This window comes from Helicobacter cetorum MIT 99-5656 (genome assembly GCF_000259275.1).
GTDB classification, from domain to species: Bacteria; Campylobacterota; Campylobacteria; order Campylobacterales; family Helicobacteraceae; genus Helicobacter; species Helicobacter cetorum.
This window is the reverse complement of record NC_017735.1, coordinates 1,198,921-1,211,214: the sequence shown is the minus strand read 5'-3', so window position 1 is coordinate 1,211,214 and position 12,294 is coordinate 1,198,921. Positions and strand designations below refer to the sequence as shown.

Genomic DNA, 12,294 nt, shown 5'->3' with positions numbered 1-12,294 from the left:
GAGATTTAATGCTAGAAAACAGAGTTAAGACCAAGCGAATTTTTATTGGTAATGTTGCTATAGGGGGTGATGCCAAAATAAGTGTGCAAAGCATGACCTTTAGCAAAACCGCTGATATAGAAAGCACTAAAAATCAAATTGATAGGCTCAAACTCGCCGGGGCTGATTTAGTAAGGGTGGCGGTGAGTAATGAAAAGGATGCACTCGCTTTAAAAGAATTAAAAAAAGTGTCTTCTTTACCCTTAATTGCAGATATTCATTTCCACTATAAATTCGCTTTGATTGCAAGTGAAAGTGTAGATGCTATTAGAATTAATCCCGGAAATATCGGCTCTAAAGACAAGATTAAAGCAGTAATTGATGCTTGTAAAGAAAAAAACATTCCTATAAGAATTGGCGTGAATGCTGGAAGTTTAGAAAAGCAATTTGACCAAAAATATGGGGCAACTCCAAAAGGCATGATAGAAAGCGCTTTGTATAACGCAAAGCTTTTAGAAGATTTTGATTTTACCAATTTTAAGATTTCTTTAAAAGCAAGTGATGTTGAACGCACTATGCAAGCTTATAGAATGCTACGCCCCTTAGTGAATTACCCTTTTCATTTAGGCGTTACTGAAGCAGGTAATCTCTTTAGTTCAAGCATAAAGAGTGCTATGGCTTTAGGCGGGCTTTTAATGGAAGGCATTGGCGATACCATGCGAGTATCTATCACAGGGGAGTTGGAAAATGAAATCAAAGTGGCTAGAGCGATTTTACGCCATAGTGGGCGTTTGAAAGAAGGGATTAATTTAATATCTTGTCCTACTTGTGGGAGAATTGAGGCCAATTTAGTGGAGATGACTAATAAAGTAGAAAAACGCCTAAGCCATATTAAAACCCCTTTGGATATTAGTGTGATGGGCTGTGTAGTCAATGCCCTAGGCGAAGCTAAACATGCAGACATGGCGATTGCATTTGGAAATCGTAGTGGTTTGATTATTAAAGAGGGAAAAGTCATTCACAAATTAGCTGAAAAGGATTTGTTTGAAACTTTTGTAGTAGAAGTGGAAAATTTAGCTAAAGAAAGGGAAAAATTAAGTTAAAAGGAAAAAACATGACTAATAAATTTAAAAATTTTGTGAGTAATTACCAGCAATCTAGTAACTATAAAGAGCCTTTAGGCTTTGGTATTGCGAGAGTGGATATTGCCCCTATTTCAAAAAAGATTTTATGTGCGACTTATCCGATGCTAAACTGGAAAGATGAAAATTTAGGCTCTTATGCGGTGTTTTGCAATTCATTTTCTAAAGAAAGAGTGATTTTAGAGAGCATAAGTGAATGCGTAGTAGAGATAGATGAGAGTTTTGTTTTAAAAGCGCTAGAATTTTATACGCCTTTTTTGAATGAAGCTTATTCTAGCAAGACAGCTCATAAAAATATTCAAGTTATCTTAGAACTTCAAAAAGCCTTAGAAGAAAATCGTTTGAAAAATAGCCATGGGGAGTATCTCTATCGTTTGGTTATTCTCTATGAAGATAAGCCTTGTGAGAGCGTAGAGAGTGCGTATATGAAACTCTTAGCTCTATCTTTAGGTAAAGCCCCTTTAAGAAGTTTGAATTTAGATGGTATTTTTTCTCAACTTTCTAATGTGGCTTGGAGTGGTAACAAGCCTTATGAATTAGAATGGCTTAGAGAGAATGAAATAGCCCTAAAAATGCGAGAATGTTTTCCTGGCATTGATTTTGTGGATAAATTCCCACGCTATCTCATGCAAGTGATTCCTGAATTTGATAATATCCGCTTACTAGATAGCTCTAAAACTCGCTTTGGAGCGTATTTAGGAACGGGTGGTTATACCCAAATGCCCGGAGCTAGTTATGTGAATTTCAATGCAGGTGCGATGGGAGTGTGTATGAATGAAGGGCGTATCTCTTCATCAGTAGTTGTTGGCGAAGGCACTGATATTGGTGGGGGAGCGAGTATTTTAGGCGTTTTAAGTGGGGGAAATAACAATCCCATTAGCATTGGAAAAAATTGTTTGCTAGGGGCTAATAGTGTTACAGGCATTAGCCTAGGCGATGGCTGTATTATTGATGCAGGTATTGCCATACTAGCTGGAAGTGTTATAGAAATTGAAGAAAATGAGTTTAAAAAGCTCATTGAAGTGAATAGTAATTTGGAAAAACATGCTAATAATCTTTATAAGGGCAAAGAGCTTTCAGGAAAAAATGGCGTGCATTTTCGCTTGAATAGCCAAAATGGCAAGCTTATTGCCTTTAGAAGCGTGAAAAAAATCGCCCTTAATCAGTCATTACATTAAAGAGAGATGTGTCATGATGAAAAAAAGTTTGTTCTTGCTGGCTCTTTTGGTGCTTGGTCTTTGTGGGGCTGAAGAAAACCCTAAAGAACCTGGTTCTAATATTGCTGACCCTAGTACGCAAATCAACCCTAAAGAAAACTCCAATCTATTAGACCAACTAGGTTCGCCTGAAAACGCTGAGACTAAGCTATCAGCAGGCATTGATTTAGCCAAAAAGGGCGATTATGAAGGGGCTTTCAAGCTCTTTTCTCAATCATGTGATGAAGGTAATGCTCCTGGATGCTTTGCTGTGGGGGCAATGTATTCAAATGGGGTGGGCATACAAGCAAATAAACTTAAAGCCGCTCGCTATTATGAAATGGGCTGTAGTGGGGGTGATGCAACCGCTTGTGCGAATTTAGCTCAAATGTATGAAAATAAGAAAAATGCTAGTGTGAGCGACAAAGAAAATGCTCTCCAGCTTTATGCGGTAGCTTGTCAGGGGGGGGATATGCTTGCATGCAATAATTTAGGCTGGATGTTCGCTAATGGGAGTGGGGTTCAAAAAGATTATTACAAAGCAATGGGTTATTATAAATTTTCATGCGAAAATGGGAATGATATGGGGTGCTATAACTTAGGTCTGATGTCTAATGTGAATAATATCTATGGCGTAGATAAGGCACAGCTTAGTCAAGTGGATTTGAATTACTTAGCTTGTAATGCGGGGGATATGATGGGGTGTGCGAATCTAGGCTGGATTTATGCTAATGGTAGTTTGGGAGCTCCGGTGAATAACCACTATGCGGCCAAGTATTTTCAAATCGCATGCGATGGGGGGATTTTAGGGAGTTGCAATAATTTAGGTGTATTGTATCAAAAGGGCTTAGGCGTGCCACAAGATGACCAAAGAGCTTTAGACTTATTCTCCTATGCATGTGATAATGGTTTTGAGTCAAGTTGTCGTAATTATGGGAATTTTAAGGAGCGTTTGCTACGCATAAATCCTAATTATGGGCGTTTGTTTATGCCCCCTAGTTATTACAATAATCCTTAAGATTTTGCTAAGTTTTCCAAGAGCTTGGCATAAAGAGCAACATTTTGCTTCAAGTTTTCTCTTAGTGTACGGTAGTTTGGGCAAAAAGTTTCTACGCAATGCCAAAAATTTTTAGAATGGTTTTTGTGGATAGTGTGGGCGAGTTCATGGACTATTACATAATTAATCTCTTCTTTTTTAGCACCAATAATTAACAGAGCAAAACTCAGGCGGTTGTTATAAGAGCAACTTCCTAAGACCTTATGGTTGTTTCTAATGCTAAAACCAGTATATGAAGTGTGCATTTTTTGAGCGATTAAGGGGAGTTCTTGTTCCAAATAAGTTTTTAGGATTTTTTTAAGCTCTGTTAGGGTGTAATCTTTTGCGTTTCTTACTTCATCAAACACAAGGATTTTATCTTTATAATTTGCTAGGCGAGTGCTTAGGGCAAGATGTTTTTCTTGCATAGAAGCAAGGGCATTTTTAAGCCACACAGCCTGTTCTTGTAAAAAAGCATTAGCTCTAACTTGAGAGCAATAATAAGGCATTTTTAGAATGACTTCTAAAGTAGGCGTTACACTCAAACTTAGGGTTTTGATTTTCTTATTCTTTTGAATGATAATAGGAATATCGCTTAACATGACAGCATTTTACTCAAGTTTGTGATAGAATCTAAGGATTTTTACACTTATTTTATTGATTTTGAAATTAAGGCCAGCATGCGTGTTTTTATTATCCATTTAAGCGAGAAGACTTGCCAAGATTTTTGTTTGCAAGAAACTCATATTACTCCCCTTTTAGAGAGCCTTAAACTTCAGGGAATTTCTTATGAAATTTTTGATGCGATTTATTCTAAAGGTTCTTTAACTCAATTACACCCCTTGGTTTTGGAGCATTTACACCCTTGCTTTGTTGTTGAAGATTTACTAGCTTTTTGCAAAAATAAAGAGAATTCTGCTTATGCGTTGAAAGATTTTTTTTATGCCCTAATGCATTGTGGGAAGAGAATGGGATTTGGAGAGCTTGGGTGTTATGCGAGCCATTACTTGCTGTGGCAAAAATGTGTCAAGCTCAATGAAGCAATTTGTATTTTAGAAGATGATGTTTCTTTAAAAGAGCATTTTAAAGAGAGTTTGGAGTTCTGTAAAGAACATATCAATGAGTTAGGCTATATTCGTTTGATGCATTTAGAAGAGAATGTGGCTAAAAAAAAGACTTCTATTAAGGGGGTTTCTAAAATCTTGCATTTTAAAGATGGCATTGGCACTCAAGGCTATGTCCTAGCCCCAAAAGCTGCTCATCAATTATTAAAATACAGCGCTAAAAAATGGGTTATGCCTATAGATTGCGTGATGGATAGGTATTATTGGCATGGGGTAAAGAACTATGTGTTAGAGGAGTTTGCTATTACTTGCGATGAAATAAATACCAAAGCTTCCAATACAGAAAAACAAAGACCTAAAAAATTATCCTTAAGCATTAGAATAGGTCGCTCTTTACACAAAGGGGTGGTTAAAATATTCAGTAGGTGGTTTTGAAAAAGGGCGTTAGATTTGTATCTTTAGATTTTGAATGGGGTTTAAATTTTTAAGGTTTTTCTTGGGGATTTTAAGGGGTTCTACAGGTTTGAAATACGCATGGTTTTCATCAGTGTGGAGCAGTTGGGCTTGAAAATGGATAGTGGGGGTAAAGAAATCTGTGCTTGTGGAGGTGATTTTTCCATGCTTGAGCAAAAGCACTTTATGAGCGAGTTTAAGGATTTCATCTTGATTGTGGCTCACTAAAATCACGCTCAGAGAAAAGCGTTGGATTAGATGCAATAAATCTGTTTGTAAATCGTTTTTTAAAGTAGGGTCTAGGGCGTTTAAAGCTTCATCTAAGAATAAAAACTCTTTTGCCCCTATAATTGCTCTTGCTAAAGCAACTCGTTGGGCTTGTCCGCCAGAGAGTTGAGAAATTTTTTGTTTGCTTAGATTTTCTAAACGCATTAGGTGCAATACTTCATTGATTTTGTTTTTGTCTTTAGGATTAGCAAAGGCAATGTTTTGATAGACATTTAAATGTGGGAATAGGGCGTAATCTTGAAACACAAAGCCGATTTTTCTATTCTGTGGCTTTAAAAAAAACTTTTTTTGAGTGTCTAGCCATATGGAATGATTGACCTCAATATAGCCTTCATCTACCTTTTCAAGTCCGGCTAAAACCCTTAAAATCGTGCTTTTACCCGCCCCTGATTCTCCAAATAAAGCCACAATCTCTTTTTCTTCAATTTCTAGGTCTATATCTAAGATAAATTTACCCTTAGTCCCTAAAAGGGGTTTTTTAAACCGTGCTTTTATCATAAAAACGAGCTTTGTTTTTTATTTAAAAATAGAGTGATAAATAATAGACTAAAACTAATGAGAGTAAGCGTTAAGGCGTATTGATGGGCTTTAGCATAATTAAGTGCTTCAGCTTCATTAAAAATTGCAATACTAGCCACTCTTGTCTCGCCTAGTATATCACCCCCAAGCATCATCACCACGCCAAATTCCCCTATAGTGTGGATAAAGGTTGTAATAATAGCAATCAGTAGGCTAGGCTTGATATTAGGAAGTAGGACAAAAAAAAGGGTGTAACATTCCTTTTTACCCAAGCTATAGCTCGCTTCTTTTAAAGAAGTAGGCAAGGAAATTAACGCGCTTTTAATAGGGCTTACCATAAAGGGCAAGGAAAAAATCACACTCCCTATAACAAGTCCTTGAAAGCTAAAAGCAAGCTTTAAATTTAAGGTATTTTGTAAAAACGCCCCTAAGAACGAGTTAGGCGAAAAAGCTAAAAGAAGATAAAATCCCAAAACACTTGGGGGCAAAACTAAAGGCATATATACAAGCGTTTCTACCAAGCTACTTAAAAGATTGCGTTTGAAGCTTAAAAAATAGCCTAAGAAAATGCCTATGGGCAACAAAATAAGAGTGGTAATCAAAGCTAAAGAAAAGCTCAAACGCATGGTAATTAAAAATTCATTATCCACTCTTTATAAAACCCTTTCTTTATTTTTTTAATTTACAATGTAGCCGTATTCTTTAAAGATAGTTTGAGCCTTAGGACTGAATAAGAAATCTTTAAAAACTTTGGCTAAAGGGTTATTAACCCCATGCTTGGTAATGATTAAGGCTTGTTCAATAGGGTTATAAAGGGCTTTATCAACAATGAAATAAGAGAGATTTTTATCCTTTTTATCTATGAGAGATAAGGCTCCAAAGCCTATTTGAGCGTTGTTAGTGAGAACGAATTGATGTGCTTGTGAAATAGAAGTGCCATAAATGATTTTAGGTTGAAGGCTAGGAGTGAGTTTTAAATGCTCTAAAACTTCTAAGCTCGCTTTTCCATAGGGAGCTAACTTAGGATTAGCCATAGCGATATGCTTAATCTTAGGGTCTTTAAGAATGTCTAAAGAATTAATTTTAAGATTCTTGCTCCATAAAACTAACACCCCTTTAGCATAAACTTCTTCTTTAAAGGGAGTTAATTTTTCATCATAAAGTTTTTTAGGTCTCTCCTTGTCTGCTGAGATGAATAAATCAAAAGGGGCGTTTTGAGCAATTTGAGTGTAGAGCTTTCCTGAAGAGCCAAAGCTAGTGCTAATCTTAGTATCTGGGTGTTCTTTTTGAAACTCTTTTATAAGAGCTTTTAGAGCATGCGTGAGATTAGCAGCAGCAGCGATGTTTAAATCTTTTGCTAACAGAGTGCTTGAAGACAACAGCAACAACACAATTAATGTTTTAAACATGTTTTTCATGGGGTTTTCCTTTTTGCGATTTTGAGATGGTTTATTGTATCACTTTTTATTTTAAAGTTTAGTTTTTAATCAAACCATAGAGAGAGTTAAAACATGCTATATTTCTTGTTTTTATTCTTTCAAAGAGAAGCCAAACCTAACATTTAGGGAGTGATATGTTTTTAAAACGAGTAGATGAAGCTTTAGAAGCTTTTAGAAATGGCGAAATGCTAATTGTTATGGATGATGAAGACAGAGAGAATGAGGGCGATTTAGTTTTAGCAGGGATTTTTTCTACCCCTGAGAAAATTAACTTTATGGCAACGCATGCAAGGGGACTAATCTGTGTGTCTTTAACCAAAGATTTAGCCAAGCAATTTGAACTACCCCCTATGGTGAGCGTGAATGATTCTAATCATGAAACCGCCTTCACAGTTTCTATTGATGCTAAAGAAGCAAAAACGGGGATTTCTGCTTTTGAAAGGCATTTGACAATTGATTTACTCTGTAAAGAAACCACAAAGCCTAGCGATTTTGTGCGTCCAGGGCATATCTTTCCTTTGATTGCTAAAGATGGTGGGGTGTTAGAACGCACAGGTCATACAGAAGCTAGCGTAGATTTATGCAAGCTTGCTGGGTTAAAGCCTGTAAGCGTGATTTGTGAAATCATGAAAGAAGATGGCTCTATGGCTAGAAGGGGCGATAAATTCTTAAGCGATTTTGCCACTAAGCATAATCTCAAAACCCTTTATGTCTCTGATTTGATTAGTTATCGTTTAGAAAATGAGAATTTGCTAAAGATGTTTTGTCAAGAAGAAAAGGAATTTTTAAAACATCAAACACAATGCTACACTTTTTTAGACCACCAGCAAAAAAACCATTACGCTTTTAAGTTTAAAGGCTCAAAGCCTAATGATTTAGCTCCTTTAGTGCGTTTCCACCCTATCAAAGAAGATTTTGATTTTTTGACTTCTAGTGCGTTTGATGTGTTTTTCAAAGCCTTAGAATACCTAAAGCTTGAAGGGGGGTATTTGATTTTTATGAACACCCATTCTAAAGAAAGCAATGTGGTTAAAAATTTTGGTATCGGAGCGTTAGTGTTGAAAAACCTTGGGATAGAGAGTTTTAGATTGCTTAGTGCTTCTGAAGATAAAGAATATAAGGCACTAAGTGGTTTTGGGCTTAAGCTTGTAGAAACCATCAATCTTTAATTTTAGCGTGAGATGATTGCATTGATTCATGGTATTTCTTAAGATATAATACGCCCTTTTTAATAAAAATAAAAAGTTTGTAACACAATGAGAGCTACAATTGAGTTCATGCTACACTTATTTAAAACACTCCTTTGGGTGGTTTGTATAGTTGTTTTATTGTTTCATTTAAATTTTTTAAATGCTAAAAGCACCCAATTAGAAGAAATGCTTAAGCACCACCCTAAAAATTTCGCTTGGAAGCATTTCAAGGAAAAATTCAAACGAAGTAATACGCTTTATTATACCCCTAGTAGTCGGTGGAAATATTTAGGCACTAGTATAGGCATTTTAGGGGTTTCTTTTGTAGTAGGCATTGTGGGGTTGTACCTTATGCCAGAGAGCGTAACGAATTGGGATAAAGAAAGGTTTGGTATTAGAAGTTGGTTTGAAGATGTGCGTGTGGGACCTAGATTAGATAGAGATAGCTTTATTTTTAATGAGGTTTTACACCCTTATTTTGGAGCTATTTACTATATGCAACCACGCATGGCTGGGTTTAGTTGGATGACTTCAGTCTTTTTTTCTTTCATTTCTTCTACGCTTTTTTGGGAGTATGGGGTAGAAGCGTTTGTAGAAGTGCCTAGCTGGCAAGATTTAATCATTACGCCTTTAGTTGGCTCCATACTAGGAGAAGGGTTTTACCAGCTCACTCGCTACATTCAAAAAAATGGTGGGAAGTTGTTTAATTCGTTGTTTTTGGGGCGTTTAATGATAGCTCTAATGGACCCTATAGGCTTTATCATCAGGGATTTGGGACTTGGAGAAGCTTTAGGGATTTATAATAAAAATGAATGGCATTCTAGTTTAAGCCCAGGTGGTTTGAATTTGACCTACAAATTTTGAGAGTTTAAAATTTGAAGAAAATTACAAAGAGTTTTGATAAAATTACCTTTTTAACGCTGTAGCTAAGATGTGTTAAGCTAATTCTAGGAGTATTCTTGAAGCATTTAGAAGTTTCTAATAAAGCCAAATTGCCGACTAAATTTGGAGAGTTCTACATCCAGTCCTTTAGAGAAAAGGACTTGTGTGGTTTTAAAGACCATTTGGTGGTTTTTACCCCTAATTTTTCTGAAAACCCCTTGGTGCGTCTGCATTCAGAATGTTTGACCGGTGATGCTTTAGGTTCTCAAAAATGCGATTGTGGGGGGGAATTACAAATGGCAATGGAAAGGATTATTAGCTCTAAAGAAGGGGGGCTAGTGATTTATTTGCGTCAAGAAGGGCGTGGGATAGGGTTGTTTCATAAGGTTAATGCCTACGCACTGCAAGATAAGGGCTATGATACGATTCAAGCTAATGAGATGATAGGGTTTAAAGATGATGAGAGAGATTATAGTATTGTGGGGGAGATTTTAGAATACTACCACATTAAAAAAATGCGATTACTCACTAATAACCCCAAAAAAATCATGGCTTTAGAAAAATACGCTGAAATTGAAAGAGAGAGCTTGATTGTGTGTGCTAATGAGCATAATCAAAGGTATTTAGAAGTGAAAAAGCTAAAAATGGGGCATTTATTGTGAAAGCTTTAATCAGTTTAGAAGAAGCCTTAGAAATTATTGAGCTTGCTTGTATCACGCCTTTAGGAAAAGAAAAAATTGTTTTTAGTGAAGCCCTTCATAGAGTGATAGCTACGGATATTTTAGCCCCTTGTAATGATCCCAAATATAATGTTTCAAGTATGGATGCTTATGCGTTTAGTAGCAAGGATATTGAGCTTCTAATCACAGAAGGTTTGAAATTATACCCTAGCGATAACCCTGTGGGAAATTTGCATGAAATGGTAGTAGAAAAAGGCTATGCATTGAAGTCGTTTACCGGAGCGAATATGCCACAAAATTGCGATTCGCTTTTGATTGTAGAGCATGCTGAAGTAAAAAATAACAGGCTGTTTGTCAAAAAAGGAGTGGCTCTACCCAAACCAAATGATTTTGTGCGTTTGAGTGGGCAAAATTATCATCAAAATGACAAGCTATTGACTAAGGGGCAAAAGATTTCAGCCTATGGCATAGGGCTTCTAGCACAACTTAATCAAGTGTTTGTTGAGGTAATCAGAAAGCCTAGAGTTGCGATTTTAAGCACCGGTAATGAACTTATTGAAGTGGGGCAAAACACACAAAATGAAAATGCCACACGAAGCACAAATAACCATCTTTTAAAAGCCTTAGTAGAGAGCATGGGGGGAGTGGGTGTGTTATATGAGCTTATAAACGATGATTTGCACACACTCAAAGAGAAGATGCAAGTTGCGTTACTAGAAAATGACATGCTTATCACTACAGGGGGCATGAGTATGGGGGATTATGATTTCACGCAAACCGCTTTAGAAGAACTTTGTGAAATGCGTTTTAAAAAGGTGCGTATCAAACCAGGAAAGCCTGTAGCTTTCGCTCTTTATTACCAGCATGAAAGGATTAAACCAGTTTTGGCACTACCTGGAAATCCTAATGCATCGTTAATGGGATTTTATCTTTTTGGAAGAGTGATTTTAAATCATTTGTTACAAACCACTACGACTAGCCCCATTATTCAAGCTGTTTTAGAAAGCCCCATTTCAAGGAAAGACACTCGCTTGGAGTTTCGTTTTTGTGCATTGAAGCTTAAAAATGGCGTGTGGCATGCGAGTTTAGAGCCTAGTATTTATAAAAATCCTAGCGAGCATGGGGTTATACTATTAGATGAAGGCGTGCTAGAGTTTGAAGCACAAAGCGTTGTAAAGGCTATGCGTTTTATGGATTTAACTTAAAATAAGGATAAGCTTATGGTAGAAGTGCGATTTTTTGGGCCCATAAAAGAAGAAAATTTTTCAGTTCAAGCAAGCAATCTAAAAGAATTAAGAGCGATTTTACAAGAAAAAGAGAGTGTGAAAGAGTGGTTGAGTGTTTGTGCTATAGCACTCAATGATACTTTAATAGATAATTTGGATACGCCCTTAAAAGAAGGCGATGTCATTAGTTTGTTGCCGCCGGTTTGTGGGGGTTAGATGTTAGAGATTATTCAGGGGGCTTTAAACACACAAGAGCTTTTAAAGGTCTATCAAGAAGAAGCTTGTGCAAAAAATTTTGGGGCGTTTTGTGTGTTTGTTGGCATTGTGAGAGAAGAAAATAACATTCAAGGCTTGAGCTTTGATATTTATGAAGCATTATTAAAGACTTGGTTTGAAAAATGGCACACTAAAGCTAACGATTTAGGAGTGGTGCTGAAAATGGCACATAGCAACGGCGATGTTTTAATAGGACAAAGCTCGTTTTTATGCGTTTTAATGGGAAAAAATAGAAAGAACGCCTTAGAGTTATATGAAAATTTTATTGAAGATTTTAAGCATAACGCACCCATTTGGAAATACGATTTAGTCAATAATGAACGCATTTATGCCAAAGAAAGAAGCCACCCTTTAAAAGGGAGTGGGCTTTTAGCTTAACAAGGAGTTAGTATGCAAACCATTCATGTAGGCGTTTTGAGTGCGAGCGATAGAGCATCAAAAGGGATTTATGAAGATTTAAGCGGTCAAGCGATACAAGAAGTGTTGGGTGAATATTTGCTCAATCCTTTAGAATTTCATTATGAAATTTTAGCTGATGAAATAGATTTGATTGAAAAAGCACTCATAAAAATGTGTGATGAGTATCAGTGTGATTTGGTCGTTACAACTGGTGGCACAGGCCCCGCTCTAAGAGATGTAACCCCAGAAGCCACAGAAAAAGTGTGTCAAAAAATGCTTCCTGGATTTGGAGAACTCATGCGAATGGCTAGCTTAAAATATGTGCCTACAGCGATTTTATCGCGCCAAAGCGCTGGCATTAGAAATAAGAGTTTGATTGTCAATCTTCCTGGTAAGCCAAAAAGCATTAGAGAATGTTTAGAAGCAATCTTTCCAGCCATTCCTTATTGCATAGATTTGATTTTAGGAAATTACATGGAAGTGAATGAAAAAAATATTCAAGCTTTTCGCCCCAAACAATCTTAA

The 12,294-nt window shown here is 36.6% G+C and carries 15 protein-coding genes; 11 read left to right on the top strand and 4 right to left on the bottom strand.

Annotated features, from left to right (window positions below; all coding sequences use genetic code 11):
- Positions 1-8 precede the first annotated feature (8 nt).
- Genes ispG through HCD_RS05725 form a run of 3 tightly spaced genes read left to right on the top strand, consistent with a single transcriptional unit; the run spans position 9 to position 3,335 of the window.
- Complete coding sequence (gene ispG / locus HCD_RS05735) at positions 9-1,082, top strand: flavodoxin-dependent (E)-4-hydroxy-3-methylbut-2-enyl-diphosphate synthase (RefSeq protein WP_014659633.1); 1,074 nt, start codon at positions 9-11, stop codon at positions 1,080-1,082.
- A gap of 11 nt (positions 1,083-1,093) precedes the next feature.
- Positions 1,094-2,299, top strand: coding sequence for a 2,3,4,5-tetrahydropyridine-2,6-carboxylate N-succinyltransferase (locus tag HCD_RS05730; protein ID WP_014659632.1), 1,206 nt, complete (start codon positions 1,094-1,096; stop codon positions 2,297-2,299).
- 13 nt (positions 2,300-2,312) lie between these two features.
- Complete coding sequence (locus HCD_RS05725; RefSeq protein WP_014659631.1) at positions 2,313-3,335, top strand: tetratricopeptide repeat protein; 1,023 nt, start codon at positions 2,313-2,315, stop codon at positions 3,333-3,335.
- On the opposite strand, the gene HCD_RS05720 is transcribed toward HCD_RS05725, so the two are convergent.
- Positions 3,332-3,955, bottom strand: coding sequence for a M48 family metallopeptidase (locus tag HCD_RS05720; protein ID WP_014659630.1), 624 nt, complete (start codon positions 3,953-3,955; stop codon positions 3,332-3,334). The two genes, HCD_RS05725 and HCD_RS05720, sit on opposite strands and share 4 nt — an antisense overlap.
- A 78-nt stretch (positions 3,956-4,033) precedes the next feature.
- On the opposite strand from HCD_RS05720, the gene HCD_RS05715 reads away from it, so the two are divergent.
- Positions 4,034-4,852 (top strand): glycosyltransferase family 25 protein, encoded by an 819-nt coding sequence (locus tag HCD_RS05715; protein WP_041594922.1) that lies wholly within the window; start codon positions 4,034-4,036, stop codon positions 4,850-4,852.
- Positions 4,853-4,861: 9 nt separating this feature from the next.
- On the opposite strand, the gene HCD_RS05710 is transcribed toward HCD_RS05715, so the two are convergent.
- From HCD_RS05710 to modA, 3 genes are read right to left on the bottom strand one after another with little or no spacing between them, the layout of a single operon-like run.
- Positions 4,862-5,656, bottom strand: a complete 795-nt coding sequence (locus tag HCD_RS05710; RefSeq protein ID WP_014659628.1) for an ATP-binding cassette domain-containing protein — start codon at positions 5,654-5,656, stop codon at positions 4,862-4,864.
- Positions 5,653-6,327, bottom strand: coding sequence for a molybdate ABC transporter permease subunit (modB, locus tag HCD_RS05705; RefSeq protein ID WP_014659627.1), 675 nt, complete (start codon positions 6,325-6,327; stop codon positions 5,653-5,655). The genes HCD_RS05710 and modB overlap by 4 nt, the downstream gene beginning before the upstream one ends.
- Before the next feature lie 27 nt (positions 6,328-6,354).
- Entirely contained in the window at positions 6,355-7,095 is a 741-nt protein-coding gene (gene modA, locus HCD_RS05700; protein WP_014659626.1) for a molybdate ABC transporter substrate-binding protein, read from the bottom strand.
- A gap of 155 nt (positions 7,096-7,250) precedes the next feature.
- Here modA and HCD_RS05695 point away from each other — a divergent pair, with 155 nt between their 5' ends.
- The 7 genes from HCD_RS05695 (at position 7,251) to mog (ending at position 12,294) form a co-directional block, all read left to right on the top strand.
- Positions 7,251-8,285 carry a bifunctional 3,4-dihydroxy-2-butanone 4-phosphate synthase/GTP cyclohydrolase II gene (locus HCD_RS05695; RefSeq protein ID WP_014659625.1) on the top strand — a complete coding sequence of 345 codons (1,035 nt, stop codon included), beginning with the start codon at positions 7,251-7,253 and terminating at the stop codon, positions 8,283-8,285.
- Between the two features lie 87 nt (positions 8,286-8,372).
- The gene (locus HCD_RS05690; RefSeq protein ID WP_014659624.1) at positions 8,373-9,170 is read left to right on the top strand and encodes a DUF3943 domain-containing protein; all 798 of its coding nucleotides are present in this window, start codon (positions 8,373-8,375) and stop codon (positions 9,168-9,170) included.
- A 95-nt stretch (positions 9,171-9,265) separates the two neighbouring features.
- Complete coding sequence (gene ribA / locus HCD_RS05685; RefSeq protein WP_014659623.1) at positions 9,266-9,850, top strand: GTP cyclohydrolase II; 585 nt, start codon at positions 9,266-9,268, stop codon at positions 9,848-9,850.
- Positions 9,847-11,073, top strand: a complete 1,227-nt coding sequence (locus tag HCD_RS05680; RefSeq protein ID WP_014659622.1) for a molybdopterin molybdotransferase MoeA — start codon at positions 9,847-9,849, stop codon at positions 11,071-11,073. The genes ribA and HCD_RS05680 overlap by 4 nt, the downstream gene beginning before the upstream one ends.
- Before the next feature lie 15 nt (positions 11,074-11,088).
- Positions 11,089-11,310, top strand: a complete 222-nt coding sequence (locus HCD_RS05675) for a MoaD/ThiS family protein (protein ID WP_014659621.1) — start codon at positions 11,089-11,091, stop codon at positions 11,308-11,310.
- On the top strand, positions 11,311-11,748 hold the full coding sequence (locus HCD_RS05670; protein ID WP_014659620.1) for a molybdopterin synthase catalytic subunit: 438 nt from the start codon (positions 11,311-11,313) through the stop codon (positions 11,746-11,748). It abuts the gene before it with no gap.
- Between the two features lie 12 nt (positions 11,749-11,760).
- Positions 11,761-12,294 carry a molybdopterin adenylyltransferase gene (mog, locus tag HCD_RS05665; protein WP_014659619.1) on the top strand — a complete coding sequence of 178 codons (534 nt, stop codon included), beginning with the start codon at positions 11,761-11,763 and terminating at the stop codon, positions 12,292-12,294.

What these genes read in the sequence shown, in the direction of transcription:
- ispG (WP_014659633.1), top strand. Translation starts at nt 9, where the DNA reads ATGCTAGAAAACAGAGTTAAGACCAAGCGAATTTTTATTGGTAATGTT.
- HCD_RS05725 (WP_014659631.1), top strand. Translation starts at nt 2,313, where the DNA reads ATGATGAAAAAAAGTTTGTTCTTGCTGGCTCTTTTGGTGCTTGGTCTT.
- HCD_RS05690 (WP_014659624.1), top strand. Translation starts at nt 8,373, where the DNA reads ATGAGAGCTACAATTGAGTTCATGCTACACTTATTTAAAACACTCCTT.
- HCD_RS05710 (WP_014659628.1), bottom strand. Translation starts at nt 5,656, where the DNA reads ATGATAAAAGCACGGTTTAAAAAACCCCTTTTAGGGACTAAGGGTAAA.
- HCD_RS05715 (WP_041594922.1), top strand. Translation starts at nt 4,034, where the DNA reads ATGCGTGTTTTTATTATCCATTTAAGCGAGAAGACTTGCCAAGATTTT.
- modA (WP_014659626.1), bottom strand. Translation starts at nt 7,095, where the DNA reads ATGAAAAACATGTTTAAAACATTAATTGTGTTGTTGCTGTTGTCTTCA.
- HCD_RS05695 (WP_014659625.1), top strand. Translation starts at nt 7,251, where the DNA reads ATGTTTTTAAAACGAGTAGATGAAGCTTTAGAAGCTTTTAGAAATGGC.
- HCD_RS05730 (WP_014659632.1), top strand. Translation starts at nt 1,094, where the DNA reads ATGACTAATAAATTTAAAAATTTTGTGAGTAATTACCAGCAATCTAGT.
- HCD_RS05675 (WP_014659621.1), top strand. Translation starts at nt 11,089, where the DNA reads ATGGTAGAAGTGCGATTTTTTGGGCCCATAAAAGAAGAAAATTTTTCA.
- HCD_RS05670 (WP_014659620.1), top strand. Translation starts at nt 11,311, where the DNA reads ATGTTAGAGATTATTCAGGGGGCTTTAAACACACAAGAGCTTTTAAAG.
- HCD_RS05720 (WP_014659630.1), bottom strand. Translation starts at nt 3,955, where the DNA reads ATGTTAAGCGATATTCCTATTATCATTCAAAAGAATAAGAAAATCAAA.
- mog (WP_014659619.1), top strand. Translation starts at nt 11,761, where the DNA reads ATGCAAACCATTCATGTAGGCGTTTTGAGTGCGAGCGATAGAGCATCA.